This is a genomic window from Pseudomonas mosselii, from assembly GCF_019823065.1.
In the GTDB taxonomy this organism is placed as follows: domain Bacteria; phylum Pseudomonadota; class Gammaproteobacteria; order Pseudomonadales; family Pseudomonadaceae; genus Aquipseudomonas; species Aquipseudomonas mosselii.
Genome location: NZ_CP081966.1, coordinates 1,850,616 through 1,870,845 on the forward strand (window position 1 = coordinate 1,850,616; position 20,230 = coordinate 1,870,845).

General features: G+C 64.4%; 19 protein-coding genes, 1 tRNA gene and 1 pseudogene. 16 read left to right on the forward strand and 5 right to left on the reverse strand.

Going from position 1 to position 20,230, the window contains the following annotated elements; translation table 11 throughout:
* Positions 1-49: 49 nt before the first annotated feature.
* Positions 50-385 carry an EscU/YscU/HrcU family type III secretion system export apparatus switch protein gene (locus tag K5H97_RS08435; protein ID WP_028691015.1) on the reverse strand — a complete coding sequence of 112 codons (336 nt, stop codon included), beginning with the start codon at positions 383-385 and terminating at the stop codon, positions 50-52.
* Positions 382-1,950 carry a flagellar hook-length control protein FliK gene (fliK, locus tag K5H97_RS08440; protein WP_028691016.1) on the reverse strand — a complete coding sequence of 523 codons (1,569 nt, stop codon included), beginning with the start codon at positions 1,948-1,950 and terminating at the stop codon, positions 382-384. Before fliK ends, K5H97_RS08435 begins: the two co-directional genes overlap by 4 nt.
* Positions 1,951-2,119: 169 nt before the next feature.
* Here fliK and ccmA point away from each other — a divergent pair, with 169 nt between their 5' ends.
* The 15 genes and pseudogenes from ccmA (at position 2,120) to K5H97_RS08515 (ending at position 14,924) form a co-directional block, all read left to right on the forward strand.
* Positions 2,120-2,752, forward strand: a complete 633-nt coding sequence (ccmA, locus tag K5H97_RS08445) for a cytochrome c biogenesis heme-transporting ATPase CcmA (protein WP_028691017.1) — start codon at positions 2,120-2,122, stop codon at positions 2,750-2,752.
* Positions 2,749-3,417 carry a heme exporter protein CcmB gene (gene ccmB, locus K5H97_RS08450; RefSeq protein ID WP_028691018.1) on the forward strand — a complete coding sequence of 223 codons (669 nt, stop codon included), beginning with the start codon at positions 2,749-2,751 and terminating at the stop codon, positions 3,415-3,417. Before ccmA ends, ccmB begins: the two co-directional genes overlap by 4 nt.
* A 46-nt stretch (positions 3,418-3,463) precedes the next feature.
* A complete protein-coding gene (locus tag K5H97_RS08455) occupies positions 3,464-4,231 on the forward strand; it encodes a heme ABC transporter permease (RefSeq protein ID WP_028691019.1) in 768 nt (255 codons plus the stop codon).
* Complete coding sequence (gene ccmD / locus K5H97_RS08460) at positions 4,228-4,404, forward strand: heme exporter protein CcmD (RefSeq protein ID WP_011534872.1); 177 nt, start codon at positions 4,228-4,230, stop codon at positions 4,402-4,404. The genes K5H97_RS08455 and ccmD overlap by 4 nt, the downstream gene beginning before the upstream one ends.
* Positions 4,401-4,856 carry a cytochrome c maturation protein CcmE gene (gene ccmE / locus K5H97_RS08465; protein WP_028691020.1) on the forward strand — a complete coding sequence of 152 codons (456 nt, stop codon included), beginning with the start codon at positions 4,401-4,403 and terminating at the stop codon, positions 4,854-4,856. Before ccmD ends, ccmE begins: the two co-directional genes overlap by 4 nt.
* An 11-nt stretch (positions 4,857-4,867) precedes the next feature.
* On the forward strand, positions 4,868-6,841 hold the full coding sequence (locus K5H97_RS08470) for a heme lyase CcmF/NrfE family subunit (RefSeq protein ID WP_178080971.1): 1,974 nt from the start codon (positions 4,868-4,870) through the stop codon (positions 6,839-6,841).
* Positions 6,838-7,374, forward strand: a complete 537-nt coding sequence (locus K5H97_RS08475; protein WP_028691022.1) for a DsbE family thiol:disulfide interchange protein — start codon at positions 6,838-6,840, stop codon at positions 7,372-7,374. Before K5H97_RS08470 ends, K5H97_RS08475 begins: the two co-directional genes overlap by 4 nt.
* The gene (locus K5H97_RS08480) at positions 7,371-7,847 is read left to right on the forward strand and encodes a cytochrome c-type biogenesis protein (RefSeq protein ID WP_028691023.1); all 477 of its coding nucleotides are present in this window, start codon (positions 7,371-7,373) and stop codon (positions 7,845-7,847) included. Before K5H97_RS08475 ends, K5H97_RS08480 begins: the two co-directional genes overlap by 4 nt.
* Positions 7,840-9,027, forward strand: a complete 1,188-nt coding sequence (gene ccmI / locus K5H97_RS08485; protein WP_028691024.1) for a c-type cytochrome biogenesis protein CcmI — start codon at positions 7,840-7,842, stop codon at positions 9,025-9,027. The genes K5H97_RS08480 and ccmI overlap by 8 nt, the downstream gene beginning before the upstream one ends.
* A gap of 12 nt (positions 9,028-9,039) precedes the next feature.
* Positions 9,040-9,462: a hypothetical protein gene (locus tag K5H97_RS08490; protein ID WP_028691025.1), complete on the forward strand. Its 423-nt coding sequence runs from the start codon at positions 9,040-9,042 to the stop codon at positions 9,460-9,462.
* Between the two features lie 68 nt (positions 9,463-9,530).
* Positions 9,531-10,469 (forward strand): 2-hydroxyacid dehydrogenase, encoded by a 939-nt coding sequence (locus K5H97_RS08495; protein ID WP_028691026.1) that lies wholly within the window; start codon positions 9,531-9,533, stop codon positions 10,467-10,469.
* 50 nt (positions 10,470-10,519) lie between these two features.
* Positions 10,520-11,308, forward strand: coding sequence for a PhzF family phenazine biosynthesis protein (locus K5H97_RS08500; RefSeq protein ID WP_028691027.1), 789 nt, complete (start codon positions 10,520-10,522; stop codon positions 11,306-11,308).
* 254 nt (positions 11,309-11,562) lie between these two features.
* A protein-coding gene (locus K5H97_RS08505) for an IS3 family transposase (protein WP_087149576.1) occupies positions 11,563-13,118 on the forward strand; the annotation gives its coding sequence in 2 pieces (ribosomal slippage) (positions 11,563-12,025 and positions 12,025-13,118; 1,557 coding nt in all).
* 8 nt (positions 13,119-13,126) lie between these two features.
* Positions 13,127-14,325: pseudogene (locus tag K5H97_RS08510) on the forward strand (IS256 family transposase).
* Positions 14,326-14,507: 182 nt separating this feature from the next.
* Positions 14,508-14,924, forward strand: a complete 417-nt coding sequence (locus tag K5H97_RS08515) for a cupin domain-containing protein (RefSeq protein WP_028690418.1) — start codon at positions 14,508-14,510, stop codon at positions 14,922-14,924.
* 54 nt (positions 14,925-14,978) lie between these two features.
* On the opposite strand, the gene K5H97_RS08520 is transcribed toward K5H97_RS08515, so the two are convergent.
* Positions 14,979-15,054: transfer RNA gene (locus K5H97_RS08520), tRNA-Asn, on the reverse strand.
* 62 nt (positions 15,055-15,116) lie between these two features.
* Positions 15,117-16,313, reverse strand: coding sequence for an amino acid aminotransferase (locus tag K5H97_RS08525; protein ID WP_028690419.1), 1,197 nt, complete (start codon positions 16,311-16,313; stop codon positions 15,117-15,119).
* 289 nt (positions 16,314-16,602) lie between these two features.
* On the opposite strand from K5H97_RS08525, the gene uvrB reads away from it, so the two are divergent.
* Positions 16,603-18,618, forward strand: coding sequence for an excinuclease ABC subunit UvrB (gene uvrB, locus K5H97_RS08530; protein WP_028690420.1), 2,016 nt, complete (start codon positions 16,603-16,605; stop codon positions 18,616-18,618).
* 119 nt (positions 18,619-18,737) lie between these two features.
* Here uvrB and K5H97_RS08535 read toward each other — a convergent pair whose 3' ends face one another.
* Positions 18,738-20,228, reverse strand: coding sequence for an MDR family MFS transporter (locus tag K5H97_RS08535; protein WP_211258414.1), 1,491 nt, complete (start codon positions 20,226-20,228; stop codon positions 18,738-18,740).
* Positions 20,229-20,230: the final 2 nt, after the last annotated feature.

Sequence of the window (20,230 nt, forward strand, 5' to 3'; positions counted from 1 at the left end):
AAGGTCGCACCCCTGTGCGGCCACCGGGGACTACATATGTACCGCTGCGTCAGCCCGGATGCGGCAAGCGCGGCAGTACAGGAGTGATTTCGCGCTCGCTGGGCGTGGCGTCGACGAAGTCCTCCGGCACCTTGCCCCGCAGTTGCCAGGCGAAGGCGATGATCTCGGCGATGGTCAGGTACAGCGCTTCGGGAATCTGTTCACCCAGCTCCAGGCGCGCCAGCAGGCGCACCAGCTCGGGATTCTCGTAGATGGGCACCTCATGCTCGCGAGCGATGGCGAGAATGGCCTCGGCCAGCTCATCGTCGCCCTTGGCGCTCAGGGTCGGGGCCTGCTGGCCGTCGTAGCTCAGGGCGATCGCCTGGCGGGGTGGCTTGTGTTTCATGCGGTCTCGTCTACCCAGCGTTGTTCCAGGCGCGTGCGTGGCCCTTGCGGGGGGAGGCCGGGGTGGCATTCCAGGTCCCCGACGTCCAGGCCTCGGGCCAACAGGCGATCGCGCAGTGTGCCCAGCTGGCTGTCGATCAGGCGCGCGGTGGCTTCCTGCTGCGCCCAGAGCTGGCCGGAAAGCTTGCCTTGCAGCAACTGCGCCTGTACCTGCAGAGGGCCAAGTGGTGAGAGATCGAAGGCCAGTTCGATGCGCCACAGCGCTTCCAGTGGATCGTGCTGCTCGCGCTCGCGGTCGGCCTGCTGCTTCGGTGTTTCCTCGCGCTGCAACTTGACCTGCAGCGGCACGAACTCCTGACCATGGCGCACAGGAATCTCTGTCTGCCAGGTGGTCTGCTGGTTGCCGTTCTCCAAGGTGCCGCTCTGTTGCAGGCTGGACAGCGAGTGGCTCTGCAGACGGGAGATGGCGGCGGCGGCCAGGCGTAGCAATTGCTGGAGGTCGCCTTCACTTTCCAGCTTCTGCAGAAGACGCGAGGGGAGGGGGAAGACGCTGGGCAGTGGCCGTGGGCTGACTTGGCCGAGCATCCCTAGTGCGCTGCGGGCCAGGCCAGGCAAGGCCTGGGCGAGGGTGCTGGTGGCCAGCGCACTGGTCAGTGGCGGATGGCCCGGCACGCTGGGCAGGGCCTGGGCCACCAGCCTGACAAGCTGTGCCTTCAGGTCGGGGGCGATGCCGCCGGCCAACCCGCCTAGCAGCTTGGCTTCGAAGAAGGTGCCGCTGTTGTTCAGGGCCTGGGCCAGGCCCTTCGCATCCCCCAGTTGCCGCACGTCCGGCAGGCTGGCGAGCAGGCGCTCGGCGCTGGTGCGCAGTTCGGGGTCTGCATCGGGGCTGCTGGCGATCCGTTGCAGGCTGTCGAGCACACCCGGCAGCGAGGCCTGGAGGTTCTGCTGGGTCGACAGGTGCTGAGTGACCGCCAGCTGGTCCTGGCGGCCGCTCAGGGGCACGAAGCGTAGCCCCTGTTCACTCTGCACCAGCGCGCTGAGCAGGCTGCCCACGGGGAGCCGGCGCGGGCTGTCGATGACCAGCGTGGCACCGGCCTGGCTGCCGCTGAGCAGGCTCACCAGCGAGCGGAAGGTGGTGGGCGCGCCGGAGCTCTGCGGCAGGGCCTGGCTGGTCAGGACCTTGGCCTGCAGCAGGGTGCCGACCGGCATTTCCCGGGTGTCCAGCCGGGTCAGAGTGGCGATGTTGCCGGCAGTGGCCTGTTGCACCATCACCGCCAAACGGCTGCTATCCGTCTGGCTGACCAGGACCTGGCTGCCAGGTGGCAGGGGTTGACTGGCGGTGGTCAGCACTTGCGTCTGGTTGCCATTGGCCTGGGTCAGCCGAAGCAGCATCTGGAACTCCTGGCCGATCTGGCGCAGGGTCACAACCTCGGCTTCGGCGGTTTCTCCAGGCGGCAGCAGGCCAGGCTGGGCCTGCAGCAGGCGCAACAGCTCGCCGGTCATGGCGGCCCGGGTCGCCTGGGGGCTTACCGCAGTTTGTGTGCTGAGACTATTGATTTCAGTCATGATTGTATACAACCTGTCGAACCCGCCCTCTTGGCAGCGCGCTGGCGCGTGCAATAATGCTGCTCGCTCGCCATTGCCAGTATAACGGCAGGGGTTGGAGCGACTTGAGACGCAGGCTGCAATCGGTGTCGGTACCGGTGACAGACCTCATACTGTATAAGGCGATACCGTGATCCTTCACCTTCAAGCCGCGGGCCTGGCCTGCGAGCGCGACTGGCGGCTGCTGTTCGAGCACCTGCACTTCGAGCTGCACCCTGGCGACATGCTGCAGATCGCCGGCCCCAATGGCAGCGGCAAGACCAGCCTGCTGCGCCTGCTGGCCGGGCTCATGCAACCCACCGCCGGGCAGATCCTGCTTGGCGGCCAGCCATTGGCCGAACAGCGTCATGCCCTGGCCAGCATCCTGTTGTGGATTGGCCACGCCGCCGGGATCAAGGATTTGCTCACCGCTGAAGAGAATCTCGCCTGGCTCTGCGCCCTGCATCGGCCGGCCGGTCGCGAGGCAATCTGGCAGGCGCTGGAGGCTGTCGGCCTGCGCGGGTTCGAGGACGTGCCCTGTCACACCCTGTCAGCCGGCCAGCAGCGTCGGGTCGCCCTGGCTCGGCTGTACCTGGACAGCCCGCCGCTGTGGATCCTCGACGAGCCGTTCACCGCCCTGGACAAGCAGGGCGTGGCACAGCTGGAAGCCCACCTTGCGGCCCACTGTGAGCAGGGCGGCACCGTGGTGCTGACCACCCACCACACGCTCGAACGCAAGCCATCGGGCTACCGCGAGCTGAACCTGGGGCAATGGGCGGCATGAGCGTATTTCTTCTGCTGTTGCGCCGCGAGGCTCGCCTGTTGTTCCGCCGTCCGGCGGAGCTGGCCAATCCGCTGGTGTTCTTCGCCATCGTCGTCGCTTTGTTCCCGCTGGCGGTCGGTCCGGAGACGCAATTGTTGCAAACCTTGTCGCCTGGACTGGTCTGGGTAGCGGCCCTGCTGGCGGTGCTGCTGTCGCTGGACGGGTTGTTCCGCAGCGATTTCGAGGACGGTTCGCTCGAGCAGTGGGTGCTTTCGCCGCATCCGCTGGCCCTGCTGGTGCTGGCCAAGGTGCTGGCGCACTGGATCTTTTCCGGGCTGGCGCTGGTATTGTTGGCGCCACTGCTGGCACTGATGCTGGGCCTGCCGAGCGCCTGCCTGCCGGTGCTGCTCGCCTCCCTGTTGTTGGGCACGCCGGTGTTGAGCCTGCTGGGCGCGGTGGGCGCGGCGCTGACGGTCGGTCTCAAACGCGGTGGGCTGCTGCTGGCGTTGCTGATTCTGCCGTTGTATATCCCTGTGTTGATCCTGGGCAGTGGTGCGTTGCAGGCGGCGTTGCAGAATATGCCTGCCACCGGTCACCTGCTCTGGCTCGCCAGCCTGACGGCCCTGGCGGTGACACTGGCACCCTTTGCGATCGCGGCCGGCCTGAAGATCAGCGTCGGCGAATAACGAGTCCCGGGCACCGCAGCCCGGCCAATACCCTGGATGTACCCTGATGAAAATGAGTTGGACGTGGTTCCACAAGTTGGGCTCCCCCAAATGGTTCTATGCCATCAGCGGCCGCATGCTGCCGTGGCTGAGCGTTTGCGCCGTCGTGCTGCTGCTGGTCGGCATCACCTGGGGCCTGGCCTTCGCCCCCCAGGACTACCAGCAGGGCAACAGTTTCCGCATCATCTATATCCATGTGCCGACGGCCATGCTGGCGCAGTCGTGCTACGTCATGCTTGCGGTGGCGGGCGTGGTGGGGCTGGTGTGGAAGATGAAACTGGCCGATGTCGCGCTGCAGTGCGCGGCGCCCATCGGCGCCTGGATGACCGCGGTAGCTTTGGTTACCGGGGCGATCTGGGGCAAGCCCACCTGGGGCAGTTGGTGGGTCTGGGACGCGCGCCTGACCTCAATGCTCATCTTGCTGTTCCTTTACTTCGGCATCATCGCCCTGGGCCAGGCCATCAGCAATCGCGACAGCGCGGCCAAGGCCTGCGCGGTGCTGGCCATCGTCGGCATGGTCAACATCCCGATCATCAAGTACTCGGTGGAGTGGTGGAACACCCTGCACCAGGGCGCTACCTTCACCCTCACCGAAAAGCCGGCCATGCCGGTGGAGATGTGGCTGCCGCTGCTGCTCACCGCGCTGGGCTTCTACTGCTTCTTCGGCGCCGTGCTGCTGCTGCGCATGCGCCTGGAAGTGCTCAAGCGCGAGGCCCGAGCCAGTTGGGTCAAGGATGAGGTGCTGGGGCAGCTCGGACGGGAGGCGGCACGATGAGCTTCGCGTCCTTCAGTGATTTTCTCGCCATGGGCCACCATGGTCTGTACGTCTGGTCGGCCTACGGCATCTGCCTGGCGGTGCTGGCGCTGAATGTCGCCGCGCCCCTGCTGGCCCGTCGCCGCTACCTGCAAGAAGAGGCGCGTCGTCTGCGCCGGGAGAGCAAACCGTGAATCCGCAGCGCAAGAAACGCCTGTTCATCATCCTCGGCCTGCTGGCCGGTGTCGGCGTCGCCGTGGGCTTCGCCCTGAGCGCGCTGCAGCAGAACATCAACCTGTTCTACACCCCGACGCAGATCGCCAACGGCGAGGCGCCGCTGGACACTCGCATCCGCGCCGGCGGCATGGTCGAGAAAGGCTCGGTGCAGCGCTCGGCCGATTCGCTCGATGTGCGCTTCGTGGTCACCGACTACACCAAGTCGGTGCCGATCACCTACCGCGGCATCCTCCCTGACCTGTTCCGCGAAGGGCAGGGCATCGTCGCCCTTGGCAAGCTCAACGCCGATGGCGTGGTGGTGGCCGACGAGGTGCTGGCCAAGCACGATGAGAAGTACATGCCGCCGGAGGTCACCAAGGCCCTGAAGGAAAGCGGCCAGGCCGCCAGCGACGCGGGGGCCAAGCCATGAATGCGGCCCTGGTGATCCCCGAACTCGGCCAGCTGGCGATGATCCTGGCGATCTGCTTTGCCGCCGTGCAGGCCACTGTGCCGCTGCTCGGCGCCTGGCGCGGCGACAGCCTGTGGATGGGCCTGGCGCGGCCGGCGGCCTGGGGGCAGTTCGCCTTCCTGGCGTTTGCCTTCGCCTGCCTCACCCACGCCTTCATGACCGACAACTTCTCGGTCGCCTACGTCGCCAGCAACTCCAACAGCGCCTTGCCCTGGTACTACAAGTTCAGCGCCGTGTGGGGCGCCCATGAAGGCTCGCTGCTGCTGTGGGCACTGATCCTTGGCGGCTGGACCTTCGCCGTGTCGATCTTCTCGCGCCAGTTGCCGCAGGTGATGCTGGCGCGGGTGCTGGCGGTGATGGGCATGATCAGCGTGGGTTTCCTGAGCTTCCTGATCATCACCTCCAACCCGTTCTCGCGCCTGCTGCCGCAGGTGCCGGGCGACGGCCGCGACCTGAACCCGCTGTTGCAGGACTTCGGCCTGATTGTCCACCCGCCGATGCTGTACATGGGCTATGTGGGCTTCTCGGTGGCCTTCGCCTTCGCCATCGCCGCTTTGTTGGGCGGTCGTCTCGATGCCGCCTGGGCGCGCTGGTCGCGGCCCTGGACCATCGTCGCCTGGGCCTTCCTCGGCGTGGGCATCACCCTCGGCTCGTGGTGGGCCTACTACGAGCTGGGCTGGGGGGGCTGGTGGTTCTGGGATCCGGTCGAGAACGCCTCGTTCATGCCTTGGCTGGTGGGCACGGCGCTGATCCACTCGTTGGCGGTCACCGAAAAACGCGGGGTGTTCAAGAGCTGGACCGTGTTGCTGGCCATTGCCGCATTCTCCCTGAGCCTGCTGGGGACCTTCCTGGTGCGTTCCGGCGTGCTGACATCGGTGCATGCGTTCGCCGCCGACCCGTCCCGTGGCGTCTTCATCCTGATCTTCCTGCTGTTCGTGGTTGGTGGCTCGTTGACCCTGTTCGCCCTGCGCGCGCCGGTGGTCAAGAGCCAGGTGGGCTTTGCCCTGTGGTCCCGTGAAACCTTGCTGCTGGCCAACAACCTGGTGCTGGTGGTGGCAGCCTCGATGATCCTGCTGGGCACCCTGTACCCGCTGGTGCTCGACGCCCTGACCGGGGCCAAGCTGTCGGTCGGCCCGCCTTACTTCGACGCCCTGTTCCTGCCGCTGATGGCGCTGCTGATGGTGGTGCTCGGCGTGGGCGTGGTGGTGCGCTGGAAGGACACCCCGGGCAAATGGCTGGCCGGCATGCTGACCCCGGTGCTGGTCGGTAGCGCGATCCTGGCGCCGGTCGCCGGGCTGATCGTCGATGATTTCGACTGGCCGGCCCTGAGCGTGTTCGCCCTGGCCGCCTGGGTGGTCCTGAGCGGCGTGCGCGACATCCTCGACAAGACCCGTCACAAGGGTTTGGCCAAGGGGTTGGCGGGCCTGAGTCGCAGCTACTGGGGCATGCACCTGGCGCATCTGGGCCTGGTGGTGTGCGCGCTAGGCGTGGTGCTGTCGAGCAACAACAGCGCAGAACGCGACCTGCGCATGGCGCCGGGCGAGACCGTCGAGCTGGGTGGCTATCTCTTCCTGTTCGAGGGCGCCAAGCACTTCGAAGGCCCGAACTTCATTTCCGACAAGGGCACCGTGCGCGTCTCGCGCGATGGCCGCGAAGTGTCCGTGCTGCACCCTGAAAAACGCCTGTACACCGTGCAGCAGTCGATGATGACCGAGGCTGGCATCGACGCCGGCTTCACTCGCGATCTGTATGTCGCCCTGGGCGAGCCGCTGGAAAACGGCGCGTGGGCGGTGCGGGTGCATATCAAACCCTATGTCCGCTGGATCTGGCTGGGCGGTCTGCTGACCGGCCTGGGCGGCTTGCTGGCGGCCCTCGACCGACGCTACCGCGTCAAGGTCAAGACCCGGGTGCGTGAGGCCCTGGGCGTGTCTGGAGCGACTGCATGAAGCGTTGGATCATGGTGGTGCCGCTGGCGGTGTTCCTGCTGGTGGCGGTCTTTCTCTACAAGGGGTTGTTCCTCAAGCCCGACGAACTGCCTTCGGCTATGATCGGCAAGCCGTTCCCGGCGTTCTCGCTGGCGAGCGTGCAGGGCGATCGTAGCCTCACCCAAGACGACCTGATCGGTCGCCCGGCGTTGGTCAACGTGTGGGGTACCTGGTGCCCGTCGTGCAAGGTCGAGCACCCGTACCTGAACCAGTTGGCCGAGCAGGGCGTGGTAATCCACGGCGTCAACTACAAGGACGACAACGTCGCCGCGCTGAAATGGCTGGCTGAGTTCCACAACCCGTACCAGCTGAACATCGCCGACCAGCAAGGCTCGCTGGGCCTGGACCTGGGCGTGTACGGCGCGCCGGAAACCTTCCTGATCGACGCCAAGGGCATCATCCGCTACAAGCACGTGGGCGTGGTCGATGCCACGGTGTGGCGCGAGCAGCTGGCGCCGCTGTACCAGGGGCTGGTCGATGAGGCCCGGCCATGAGGCGCTGGCTGGCGGCCGCCGTGCTCGGCCTGAGCCTGGTCGGGGTGGCCAAGGCGGCCATCGACACCTACCAGTTCCGCGATGACGCCGAGCGCGAGCGCTATCAGCAACTGACCAAGGAACTGCGCTGCCCCAAGTGCCAGAACCAGGACATCGCCGACTCCAACGCGCCCATCGCCGCCGACCTGCGCCGCGAGATCTTCCGCATGCTGGGCGAGGGTAAGGACAACCAGCAGATCGTCGATTTCATGGTCGATCGCTATGGCGACTTCGTGCGTTACAAGCCGGCGCTCAGCGGGCGCACCTGGCTGCTCTGGTTCGGCCCGGGGATCCTCCTGGTTGGAGGCTTCGTGGTGTTGGCGCTGATCGTGCGCCGTCGCCGTGGCCAGGCCGTGGCCGGCAACACCGAACTGTCCGCCGACGAACGCGAGCGTCTGGCCAAACTGCTGGATAAAGAACGTACCCATGACTGAATTCTGGCTTAGCGCGGGCCTGCTGCTGCTCGCCGCCCTGGCTTTCCTGCTGCTGCCGATCCTGCGCGGTCGCCGCCGTCTGCAGGCCGAGCAGGACCGTACCGCCCTCAACGTGGCGCTCTATGAGGAGCGCGTCGCCGAACTGGCTGCCCAACAGGCGGCCGGCGTTCTTGACGAACAACAACTGGCCAATGGCCGTGACGAGGCAGCCCGTGAGCTGCTGGCCGATACCGAGCGTGGCGACGTGATCCGCCAGGGCCACCTGGGCAAGGCCGTGCCGTTGCTGGCGGCGGTGCTGGTGCCGGCCATGGCCCTGGGGCTGTACCTGCACTTCGGCGCCGCGGACAAGGTCGCACTGACCCAGGAGTTCGCCCGCGCGCCGCAGTCGATGGCGGAAATGACCTCGCGCCTGGAGCGTGCGGTACAGGCCCAGCCCGACTCGGCCGAAGGTCTGTACTTCCTTGGTCGTGCCTATATGGCCGAGCAGCGGCCATCCGACGCGGCCAAGGCCTTCGAGCGCGCCGTGGCCCTGGCCGGGCGTCAGCCCGAGTTGCTCGGACAATGGGCGCAGTCGCTGTACTTCGCCGCCGATAAACAGTGGTCGGCGCAACTGCAGGCGCTCACCGATGAAGCGCTGAAGGCTGATCCGCAGGAGGTCACCAGCCTAGGCCTGCGTGGTATCGCCGCCTTCGAGGGCGAGCGCTACCAGGAGGCCATCGACTTCTGGCAACGCCTACTGGCGCAGTTGCCGCAGGGCGACGCGTCCCGTGACGCGCTGCAGGGCGGCATTGACCGCGCCGCCGACAAGCTCAAGGCCGGGGGCGGCAAGGTGGCCGAGACGGCGCGCCTGAAGGTACGGGTGGAGCTGGCAGCGGCGCTCAAGGACAAGGTGCGCCCCGACGACACCGTGTTCATCTTCGCCCGCGCCAGCAATGGCCCACCCATGCCGCTGGCGGCCAAGCGGGTGACCGTGGCGCAGCTGCCGATCGAGGTGGAACTGTCCGATGCCGACGCGATGATGCCGCAGATGAAACTGTCGGACTTCGCCGAAGTCCAACTGGTTGCCCGCGTCTCGCGCGCCGGGCAGCCCACCCACGGTGAATGGAAGGGCCAGAGCGCCCCGCTGGCCACCGGCACCCAGGGCACCCAGCATGTGACCATCGACAGTCCCGACTCATAAGAGAGCAGCCCCATGAACAGCACCGTCCGCCTGACCCTGATTTCCCTGGCCCTGGGTCTTTCCGCGTGTACGGTGCATCAGCCCGGGGAGCGTGAACCGCTGCCGCCGATCGAGACCACGCCGCCGCACAAGGGGCCGGTGGTCAAGCCCTTGCCGGGTGGCCAGCCCGGGACGCAACCGAGCAAGCCGGCGGCGATACCCAAGCCGATGCCACGCACTTCCGCCAGCTTCGCGCCGCCGCCGGGGGGCGCTAGCCACTGGGACCCGAAGCTGGGGGTCTATGTGCTGGAGAAGCAGCCCAACACCTTCTACCGCCAGCGCACCTATTACCGCTGGAACAATGGCTGGAGCTGGTCGCTGAGTCCCAACGGACCGTGGCAGGACACTGACAGCAGTGGCGTGCCGGGCGGGTTGGGCAGGGCGTTCGGGCAGTAATCAACGTTGACCTGATCGCAGGGCAAGCAACTGGCATAATCCCCCTTCGCATTCAACCGGAGGGTGGCATGAGCAAGACAGTCCTGGTGCTGGTGGAAACCGTCGATGACTACCTGCCGCTTTTGGAACGGGCCGGCTACCGCCTGATCCGCGCACCCTCGCCGCAAATGCGCACCGACGCCATCGCCCGCCATGCCGGCGAGATTGATGCCGTGCTCACGCGTGGCCCGCTGGGCCTCACGGCTGACGAAATTGCCACGCTGACCCAACTTCAAATCATCTGTGTGATCGGTGCCGGCTATGAGCAGGTCGATCTCGAGGCCGCTGCGGCCCGCGGCATAACCGTCACCAATGGTGCGGGCGCCAACGCCGGGCCCGTCGCCGACCACGCCATGGCGCTGCTGCTGGCGCTGTTGCGCGATATTCCCCGTGCCGATGCCAGTACCCGCCGTGGCGAATGGAACCGGGTGATCAGCCCCTCGGTCAGCGGCAAGCGGCTGGGCATCATCGGCCTGGGCGCGGTCGGCCAAGCCATCGCCCGCCGTGCGAGCCAGGGCTTTGACATGCACGTCAGCTACCATAGCCGCACGCCTCGTCGGGGCCAGCCCTACACCTGGTACGACAGCCCGTTGCACCTGGCCGAAGCCGTGGACATCCTGGTGGTCGCGACGCCGGGTGGCAGTAGCACCCGGCATCTGGTCGATGGCTCGGTACTGGAGGCCTTGGGCGCCGAGGGGTACCTGGTCAACATTGCCCGGGCCAGCGTGGTGGATACCACGGCGTTGGTCACTGCGCTGGAGCGGGGCGTGATCGCGGGGGCCGCGCTGGATGTGTTCGATGACGAGCCTGCGGTGCCCGATGCGCTCAAGGCGCTGGGCAACACGGTGCTGACCCCGCATGTGGCGGGGCAGTCGCCGGAAGCGGCGCGCGATACCGTGGCCCTGGTACTGCGTAACCTGCAGGCATTCTTTGCCGGCGAGCCGGTGTTGACGCCGGTTCGCGGTTGAATCCTTTTTGAAGTCCGCCCGGCGCGGTGCCGGGCCTGAGGAGTTTGTACATGCAACTTGAGATTTTCCAGGTCGACGCGTTTTCATCCGAGCCGTTCGGCGGCAATCCCGCAGCGGTGATTCCATTGCAGCAGTGGCTGCCCGACGAGGTGCTGCAACGCATTGCTGAAGAGAACAATCTGTCCGAGACGGCGTTCTTCGTGCGTAACGGTGAAACGTTCGACCTGCGCTGGTTCACGCCGGCGGTGGAGGTTGACCTGTGTGGGCATGCGACGTTGGCGGCGGCATGGGTGTTGTTCGAGCAGTTGGGCGAGCAGGCCGAGGTGTTGCGGTTCAATACCCGTAGCGGGGAGTTGCGGGTTCGGCGTGATGCCGATGGCCTGCTGGCGATGGATTTCCCGGCCAAGCAGCCGGAGGCCGTGGAAATTCCGGCGGGGTTGTTGGAGGCGCTTGGGTTAAGTGAGGCTCGGGCGTTGTACCGGACCGACGATTATGTACTGGTGATTGACGATGTCTCGCTGATCGAGGGGCTCAAGCCGGATTTCGTGGCGTTGTCGGCGTTTGATGTACGGGGGATTGCGGTGACGGCGGCGGGGCGGGGGTTTGATTTCGTCACGCGGTGGTTTGGGCCTCGGGTGGGGGTCAATGAAGATCCGGTGACCGGGTCGGCGCATACGTCCTTGGCGCCCTACTGGGCGCAGCGGTTGGGCAAGAGCAGCTTGCGCTGTGAGCAGGGTGGGGGGCGCAAGGGGCAGTTGCAGTGTGATTTGCCGGGGAATGGGCGGGTGATTATCAGTGGGCGGGGGGCGCTTTATTTGCGGGGTGTGGTTTTTGTTTGAGTTGCTGGAATGATTGTGGTTTCAAGCGTTGTGCGCGCATTCATGAGGGTGTCAGAAATTTTGTGTTCGGGCATAACATGAGTAAGAGGTGCATGTATGCCAACCAAAAAGAAACCCTTGCGTGACCTGCCCAAAATCCCCAAAGAGCTGCTGGAGCAGTTCGGTGAGGGCCTGATGACCCCCCGGTGTCAGGATAGTTGTCGCCTCTCCGATTTTTCCTAAAAAAGCATATCGGGGGCGGAAAGAGACTGGTCGTGCCGTACTATTCACCTGAACGCAGAGCCGCATTACTTAAAATGCTGCTTCCCCCGCTGAACCTGTCGATGGCCGAGGTTTCCCGGCGCGAAGGGGTCAGCGAAATGTCTTTGTCCAACTGGCGCAAGCAGCTCAGTTCTGAAGGAAATGCAGTGTCCGAAAACAAGCCGTTGACCGAGAACTGGTCAGCCGAAACCAAGTTTGCTGTCGTGCTTGAAGCCGCCGGTTTGTCCGAGATCGACCTCGGCGAGTATTGCCGCCGCAAAGGTCTTTACCCCGAACAAATCACGGCTTGGCGACAAGCTTTTATCACCGGCCAGAAATCGACAAAGGCTCAGCAAAAAGAAGATCGCGAGCAATCTCGCAAGGACAAGAAACGCATCCAGGAACTTGAGCGCGAACTGCGCCGCAAAGACAAGGCGCTCGCTGAAACAGCCGCGTTGTTGGTGCTGCGAAAAAAGCTCAACGACTACTGGGGGACGAACGACAACGAGGACAACTAACATCTTTGCCAGAGCGCCAGTTAATCGTTGCCTGGCTGGGTAGCGCGGTGGCGGCAGGAGCCAGAAAAATCAGGGCGTGCCAGGAAATCGGTCTATCGCTGCGGACTTTGCAACGTTGGACTGAAACAGAGGTTATCCAGGCCGATGCCCGAACGATTGTCACACGGCCAACACCGCGAAATGCACTGAGCGAAGTCGAGCGTCAGACCATTGTGACGCTGTGTAACAGCCCGGAGTACGCCCACTTGCCGCCGAGCCAGATCGTGCCGCGGCTGGCCGATCAAGGGCGTTATGTGGCGTCGGAGGCGACGTTTTATCGCGTTCTACGTGCGGCAGGCCAACAACAACATCGAGGCCGCAGCCAGCGGCCCAGAAGGCACGCAGCACCGACAACGCATGCGGCCAAAGCGCCCAATCAGGTGTGGTCGTGGGACATCACGTATCTGCCCTCGCCGATACGCGGAAAGTATTACTACCTCTATCTGATCGAGGATATTTACAGCCGCAAGGCCGTGGGCTGGGAGGTCTACGACGCGGAAAGCGGTGAAAAAGCCGCCGCGCTGCTGCAACGCAGCGTGATCGGTGAGCAGTGTTTACACGAACCGCTGGTGCTGCACTCGGACAACGGAGCGCCGATGAAATCGGTGACGCTGCTGAGCAAGATGTACGACCTGGGCATCACGCCTTCGCGGGGCCGACCGCGTGTGAGCAACGACAATCCCTACTCGGAGTCGCTGTTTAGAACGCTGAAATACTGCCCGCAATGGCCGCTGGATGGTTTTGCCAGTCTGGATGCTGCTCGGGCTTGGGTGAGGAATTTTATGCGGTGGTACAACAACGAGCACCGACATAGCCGCATCCGGTTCGTCACACCGGCTGAGCGGCATCGAGGGCTGGACCATCAGGTCTTGGCCCGGCGACATGAGTTGTACGAACGAGCCAAGGAAAACAAACCGGAGCGGTGGTCAGGCCGGACGCGTAACTGGGAACCGATCGGCACCGTGTTGTTGAACCCGGATCGAGAGCAACAGAACGAGAAAATGGCGGCATAGTTAGACGGTTGACGCGACAACTACCTTGAAAAATGCCGTGACCGCAGAGGCTATCGAGGATGCCTCTGCGGCGTTCAAGAAGGCCTTGATCGAACGCGCTCTGCACGCCGAACTTGGCCACCACCTGGGTTATCCGCCGGGCGCGCAGCGCCCAGAGGATGAAACCAACCAGCGTAACGGCAAGAGTGGCAAGACGGTTTTGACCGGCGATGGCCCGCTGCGGCTGGAAATTCCTCGTGACCGAGACGGCAGTTTTGCGCCCATTCTCATCCCCAAGCATGAGCGGCGGTACACCGGTTTCGATGACAAGATCATCGCCATGTACGCCCGTGGCATGACGGTCAGAGAGATCCGAGCCTTTCTGTCCGAGCAGTATGGAACAGAGGTCTCACCCGACTTCATCAGCTCTGTGACAGACGAGGTCATGGAAGAAATTGGCGCGTGGCAGCAGCGGCCACTGGAGCCCATGTACCCGGTCATTTTCTTCGATGCACTGCGGGTGAAGATCCGCGAAGAAGGCTTGGTGCGCAACAAGGCCATTTACTTGGCGCTGGGCGTTCTACCCGACGGGACGCGCGATATCTTGGGCATCTGGATCGAGAACACCGAGGGTGCGAAGTTCTGGATGAAGGTCTTTAACGATCTCAAGACACGTGGTGTCGAGGATGTGCTGATTGCCGTGACCGATGGCCTCAAAGGCATGCCAGAGGCTCTCAGCGCCGTGTTTCCAGAGACGACGCTGCAGACGTGCATCGTGCACCTGATCCGCAACAGCCTGGACTTTGCAGCCTGGGACAAGCGGCGGGCACTGGCCAAGGCGCTCAAGCCGATCTACCAGGCCATCAACGCCGAAGCGGCTGAGCAGGCACTCGATGAGTTTGAAAACGGGCCCTGGGGCAAGCAGTATCCAACGGTCGTTGCGGCCTGGAGACGCGCCTGGGATCGAGTGATTCCCTTCTTTGTCTTCCCACCAGCCATCCGGAAAGTGATCTACACCACCAACGCCATCGAGAGTATCAATGCCCAGCTGCGCAAGATCATCAAGACCCGAGGCCATTTCCCGAACGATGATGCAGCTACCAAGCTGATCTGGCTGGGGCTGCGAAACATCACGGCGAACTGGGGCTCAGCGGCGCATGATTGGAAAAGTGCGATGAATCAATTCGCGATTTTGTACGGAGATCGGTTCATCAGGCCGACCTGGTGAAAGTCAGGGCCTGCCTGACGGCAGGCCGTTACCGGCCCGCACACAAAAAATCTGACACTTCCGCATTCATTTACTGAGGGTGTGATTCCCCAATCGGCCTCCCGTTTTTCCCGCGAATTGGCCATTTGCCGCTCACAAACCTGGGCTTAACCTGCAGGTAGATATCCCTCAGGAGAAGCCCCATGCGATTCATCCATCTAGCCGTTGTGCTGTTGACGTCAAGCCTGCTCGCACTACTGTCACCTGCCTGGGCCCACGGCGAGAAACCCGATCAGGTCAGGATTCTGCAGGAGCAGCTCCCGACCAATGCCCCAGGCAAGAGAGCTGTAATGCTCATGGTCAGCTATGGCCCCGGCCAGGCGTCGCCCGCCCACCAGCATCCGGGAGCGGTCATGGCCTATGTATTGGAAGGAGCGGTGACCTCCAAACTCAACGACGAGCCGGAGAAAACCTACCAGGCCGGCGAGTTCTGGTACGAGGCGCCGGGCACCGTGCACAGCGTGTCGCGCAATGCCAGCAAGCGCGCGCCGGCCAAGCTGCTGGTCTGGAGCCTGGTGGAGGAGGGCAAGCCGGTGACCGAGCCCTTGCCCAAGCCCTGAATCGCAGGCAATAAAAAACCTCCAGTGCTTGCGCATCTGGAGGTTTTCAGTATTTGGCTCCGCGACCTGGACTCGAACCAGGGACCCAATGATTAACAGTCATTTGCTCTACCGACTGAGCTATCGCGGAATCTGCGCGTATCTTACCGATTGCCCGGGGGAAGTCAAGCTTCCCCCAAGACAATCAAGCAGTTACAGCACTTCGACGATGGCCTTGGTGACCACGTGAATGTTGCTCTGGTTCAGGGCGGCGACCGCGATGCGGCCGGTGTCCAGGGCGTAGATGCCGAACTCGTTCTTCAGGCGCGCCACTTGCTCCACGGTCAGGCCCGAGTAGGAGAACATGCCGCACTGGCGACCGACAAAGCTGAAGTCGCGCTTGGCGCCGTATTCGGCCAGCAGCTCGACCATCTGCTTGCGCATGCCGTGGATGCGCTCGCGCATCTCGGCCAGCTCGGTTTCCCACATCTGGCGCAGCTCGGGGCTGTTGAGCACGGCGGCGACGATGCTGGCGCCGTGGGTCGGCGGGTTGGAGTAGGTGGTGCGGATCACGCGCTTGACCTGCGACAGCACGCGGGTGCTTTCGTCTTTCGAGGCGGTGACGATCGACAGCGCGCCGACGCGCTCGCCATACAGCGAGAACGACTTGGAGAACGAGCTGGATACGAAGAACTCCAGGCCCGATTCGGCGAACAGGCGCACGGCGAAGGCGTCTTCGTCGATGCCGGCACCGAAGCCCTGGTAGGCCATGTCCAGGAACGGGATGTGGCCCTTGGCCTTGACCACTTCCAGGACATTCTTCCAGTCGTCCAGCGACAGGTCGACACCGGTTGGATTGTGGCAGCAGGCGTGCAGGACGATGACCGAGCCGGCTGGCAGTTTGTTCAGGTCCTCGAGCATGCCGGCGCGGTTGACGTCGTGGCTGGCGGCATCGTAGTAACGGTAGGTCTGTACCGGGAAGCCGGCGCTCTCGAACAGGGCACGGTGGTTTTCCCAGCTCGGATCGCTGATGGCCACCACGGCGCCCGGCTGCAGACGCTTGAGGAAGTCGGCGCCGATCTTCAGCGCGCCGGTGCCGCCCACGGCCTGCACGGTGACCACGCGGCCGGCGGCCAGCAGCGGCGACTCGGCGCCGAAGATCAGCTTCTGCACGGCCTGGTCGTACTGGGCGATGCCGTCGATCGGCAGGTAGCCGCGGGAGGCGTGCTGGGCGGCACGGGCGGTCTCGGCCTCGATCACCGCGCGCAGCAGCGGGATGCGGCCTTCCTCATTGCAGTAGACGCCCACGCCCAGGTTCACCTTGTCGGTGCGTGGGTCGGCGTTGAATGCTTCGTTGAGGCCCAGGATAGGGTCGCGGGGTGCCAGCTCGACAGCGGAAAACAGGCTCATTGTTACCTTGGCTCTGATAGGAGAGTGATAGGGGTCGCCACGCTCCAGCCGAAGGCACTGAAGCGGTGCGCAAACGGGGAGTCAGTATAGTGATACCGACCGGTCACTGCGACAGTCTGGCGCAGCTTTTCCGGCTGTTTGCGCAAATATTTTTCGACCATTGGTCGAATTGCCCGGTCCATTGACATGAACGTTCACACGTCGGCCTTGAATGCCGCGCCCAGGGCGCGCATTTGGGTATAGACTACTGGCTAAATTTACAGTTGCCGCGACATCCACGAGGTCCGTCATGTCCGAGTTCCAGCTCGTCACCCGATTCCAGCCGGCCGGCGACCAGCCCGAGGCCATTCGCCAGATGGTCGAGGGCATCGACGCGGGCCTGTCGCACCAGACCCTGCTCGGGGTCACCGGCTCGGGCAAGACCTTCAGCATCGCCAACGTCATCCAGCAGGTGCAGCGCCCGACCATGGTGCTGGCGCCGAACAAGACCCTGGCTGCGCAGTTGTACGGCGAGTTCAAGGCGTTCTTCCCGAACAACGCGGTGGAGTACTTCGTCTCCTACTACGACTACTACCAGCCCGAAGCCTATGTGCCGTCGTCGGACACCTTCATCGAGAAGGACGCGTCGATCAACGATCACATCGAGCAGATGCGCCTGTCGGCGACCAAGGCGCTGCTGGAGCGGCGCGACGCGATTATCGTCACCACCGTCTCGTGCATTTACGGCCTGGGCAGTCCTGAGACCTACCTGAAAATGGTCCTGCACGTCGACCGCGGCGACAAACTCGATCAGCGCGCCCTGCTGCGGCGCCTGGCCGACCTGCAGTACACCCGCAACGAGATGGACTTCGCCCGTGCCACCTTCCGCGTGCGTGGCGACGTGATCGACATCTTCCCGGCCGAATCGGACCTGGAGGCGATCCGCATCGAGCTGTTCGACGACGAGGTGGAGAACATCGCCGCCTTCGACCCGCTGACCGGCGAGGTGATTCGCAAGCTGCCGCGGTTCACCTTCTACCCCAAGAGCCACTACGTGACCCCGCGGGAAACCCTGGTCGAGGCCGTGGACGGGATCAAGGAGGAGCTCAAGGAGCGCCTGGAGTACCTGAATTCGCACAACAAGCTGGTGGAGGCCCAGCGCCTGGAGCAGCGCACCCGCTTCGACCTGGAGATGATCCTCGAGCTGGGCTACTGCAATGGCATCGAGAACTACTCGCGCTACCTCTCCGGACGCCCGGCCGGCGCGCCGCCGCCCACGCTCTACGACTACCTGCCCGATGACGCGCTGCTGGTGATCGACGAATCCCACGTCAGCGTTCCCCAGGTCGGCGCCATGTACAAGGGCGATCGCTCGCGCAAGGAAACCCTGGTGGAGTATGGCTTCCGCCTGCCGTCGGCACTGGACAACCGGCCGATGCGCTTCGACGAATGGGAGGCGGTCAGCCCGCAGACCATCTTCGTCTCCGCCACGCCCGGCCCCTACGAGGCCGAGCACGCCGGGCGGGTGGTGGAGCAGGTGGTGCGGCCGACCGGCCTGGTCGATCCGCAGGTCGAGGTGCGCCCGGCGTTGACCCAGGTGGACGACCTGTTGTCGGAGATCGGCAAGCGCGTGGCCGTGGGCGAGCGGGTGCTGGCCACCACGCTGACCAAGCGCATGGCCGAGGACCTCACCGATTACCTGGCCGACCACGATGTGCGGGTGCGCTACCTGCACTCGGATATCGACACCGTCGAGCGGGTCGAGATCATCCGCGACCTGCGCCTGGGCACCTTCGACGTGCTGGTGGGGATCAACCTGCTGCGCGAGGGCCTGGACATGCCCGAGGTGTCGCTGGTGGCGATCCTCGATGCCGACAAGGAGGGCTTCCTGCGTTCCGAGCGCTCGCTGATCCAGACCATCGGTCGTGCCGCGCGCAACCTCAACGGCAAGGCGATCCTCTACGCCGACAACATCACCGGCTCCATGCAGCGGGCCATCGACGAGACCGAGCGGCGTCGGGCCAAGCAGGTGGCGTTCAACGAAGCCAATGGCATCGTGCCCAAGGGCGTGGTCAAGGACATCACCGACATCATGGAAGGCGCCACGGTGCCGGGAGCGCGGAGCAAGAAGCGCAAGGGCATGGCCAAGGCGGCGGAGGAGGCCGAGCGCTACGAGGCCGAGCTGCAGACCCCGGCGCAGATCACCAAGCGCATCAAGCAGCTGGAAGAAAAGATGTTCCAGTTCGCCCGCGATCTGGAGTTCGAGGCCGCCGCGCAGTTGCGCGACGAAATCGGCAAGCTGCGCGAGCGCCTGTTGGCCAGCTAAAGCCCTACGCAATCACTGTAGGAGATTGCCCAGCCCTTCGGGCTACGCTCCCACAGGGATCGCGCTAGCTTTAGCAGTTGAGCAAGACAGTTGCTCCTACAGGTCAAGGCGTGACTCGATCAATGCGCCTCACCCGCCTTCAACCCCTGCGGCAATGTGCGCGTCAGCAGCACCGCCAACATGCTCACCGCCAGCCCGATCCCGACAAAATGAAAGGCATCGTTGTAGGCCATGATCAAGGCCTGCTGGTGGGTGATCTCCGACAGCTTGCCCAGCGCCGCGTTTTCGCTGCCCAGCCGCTCCGCCAACTGCGCCAGACGCTCCGCCACCTGCGGATTGTTCGGCACCACCGCCTCGCGCAGGTAGTCGAAGTATTCCTTGGTCCGCGCATCCAGCAGCGTCGCCAGCAAGGCGATGCCGATGGCGCCGCCCAAGTTGCGCAGGATGTTGAACAGGCTCGACGCCGAGCCCGCGTCCTGGGGCTGGATATAGGCCGTGGCAATCAGTGAGATGGTCACCATGATCATCGGTTGGCCAAGGGCGCGAATCACCTGGATCTGGTTGAACTGCGGCCCGGCGAAGTCCGGGTTGAGCACCCCGGAGCCAAAACTGGCCGCGCCGAACAGGCAAAAACCCAGGGCGCACAGCACCTTGGGCGGGATCACCTTCATCAGCTGCGGCACCAGCGGGATCAGGAACAGCTGTGGCACGCCCATCCACATGATCACCTCGCCGATCTGCAGGGCGTTGTAGCCCTGGATCTGCGCCAGGTACAGCGGCAGCAAGTAGATCGACCCGTACAGGCCGACGCCCATGCCCAGGCTGGCGATGCTCGACAGGCCGAAGTTGCGGTTGCCGAGGATTCGCAGGTTGATCAGCGGGTGCGGGCGGGAGAACTGCAGGATCACGAACAGGATCAGGCTGAGCAGGGCGACGCTGCCCAGGCTGACAATCAGGTTCGACTCCAGCCAGTCCTTGCGATGCCCCTCCTCGAGAAACACCTGCAGACAGCCCAGGCCCAGGCCAAGAGTGACGATGCCGGCGTAGTCGGTGCTCTTGAGCAGTTCCCAGTGCGCTTCCTTCTTCTCCAGCCCGTAGAGCAGGCCGGCGATCATCACCAGCCCCGGCGGGATGTTGATGTAGAAGATGTACTCCCAGCCCCAGTTCTCGGTCAGCCAGCCGCCCAGGGTCGGGCCGATGGAGGGGGCGAAGGTGGCGGTCATGGCGAACATGGCCATGCCCTTGGCGCGGTGGTGTTCGGGCAGCTTGATCAGGGTCAGGGTGAACGCCAGCGGGATCAGCGCGCCACCGCTGAAACCCTGCAGGGCGCGGAACACGATCATGCTCTCGAGGTTCCAGGCCATCGAGCACAGCAGCGACGACACCAGGAAGCCCAGCGACACCCACACCGCCAGGCGCCGGGCCGAGAGCAGCTGCACCAGCCAGGCGGTCAGCGGGATCATGATGATCTCGGCCACCAGGTAGGAGGTGGAGATCCACGAGCCTTCTTCCAGGGTCGCCGACAGCGCGCCCTGGATGTCCTTGAGCGAAGAGTTGGTGATCTGGATGTCCAGCACCGCCATGAAGGCGCCGAGCATCACGCTCATCACCG

Excerpts from the sequence above, each read along its gene's own strand:
- K5H97_RS08495 (WP_028691026.1), top strand. The coding sequence starts at position 9,531 with ATGAGCAAGACAGTCCTGGTGCTGGTGGAAACCGTCGATGACTACCTG.
- ccmD (WP_011534872.1), top strand. The coding sequence starts at position 4,228 with ATGAGCTTCGCGTCCTTCAGTGATTTTCTCGCCATGGGCCACCATGGT.
- ccmI (WP_028691024.1), top strand. The coding sequence starts at position 7,840 with ATGACTGAATTCTGGCTTAGCGCGGGCCTGCTGCTGCTCGCCGCCCTG.
- K5H97_RS08515 (WP_028690418.1), top strand. The coding sequence starts at position 14,508 with ATGCGATTCATCCATCTAGCCGTTGTGCTGTTGACGTCAAGCCTGCTC.
- K5H97_RS08455 (WP_028691019.1), top strand. The coding sequence starts at position 3,464 with ATGAAAATGAGTTGGACGTGGTTCCACAAGTTGGGCTCCCCCAAATGG.
- K5H97_RS08435 (WP_028691015.1), bottom strand. The coding sequence starts at position 385 with ATGAAACACAAGCCACCCCGCCAGGCGATCGCCCTGAGCTACGACGGC.
- fliK (WP_028691016.1), bottom strand. The coding sequence starts at position 1,950 with ATGACTGAAATCAATAGTCTCAGCACACAAACTGCGGTAAGCCCCCAG.
- ccmB (WP_028691018.1), top strand. The coding sequence starts at position 2,749 with ATGAGCGTATTTCTTCTGCTGTTGCGCCGCGAGGCTCGCCTGTTGTTC.
- K5H97_RS08525 (WP_028690419.1), bottom strand. The coding sequence starts at position 16,313 with ATGAGCCTGTTTTCCGCTGTCGAGCTGGCACCCCGCGACCCTATCCTG.
- K5H97_RS08475 (WP_028691022.1), top strand. The coding sequence starts at position 6,838 with ATGAAGCGTTGGATCATGGTGGTGCCGCTGGCGGTGTTCCTGCTGGTG.
- uvrB (WP_028690420.1), top strand. The coding sequence starts at position 16,603 with ATGTCCGAGTTCCAGCTCGTCACCCGATTCCAGCCGGCCGGCGACCAG.
- K5H97_RS08490 (WP_028691025.1), top strand. The coding sequence starts at position 9,040 with ATGAACAGCACCGTCCGCCTGACCCTGATTTCCCTGGCCCTGGGTCTT.
- K5H97_RS08480 (WP_028691023.1), top strand. The coding sequence starts at position 7,371 with ATGAGGCGCTGGCTGGCGGCCGCCGTGCTCGGCCTGAGCCTGGTCGGG.
- K5H97_RS08500 (WP_028691027.1), top strand. The coding sequence starts at position 10,520 with ATGCAACTTGAGATTTTCCAGGTCGACGCGTTTTCATCCGAGCCGTTC.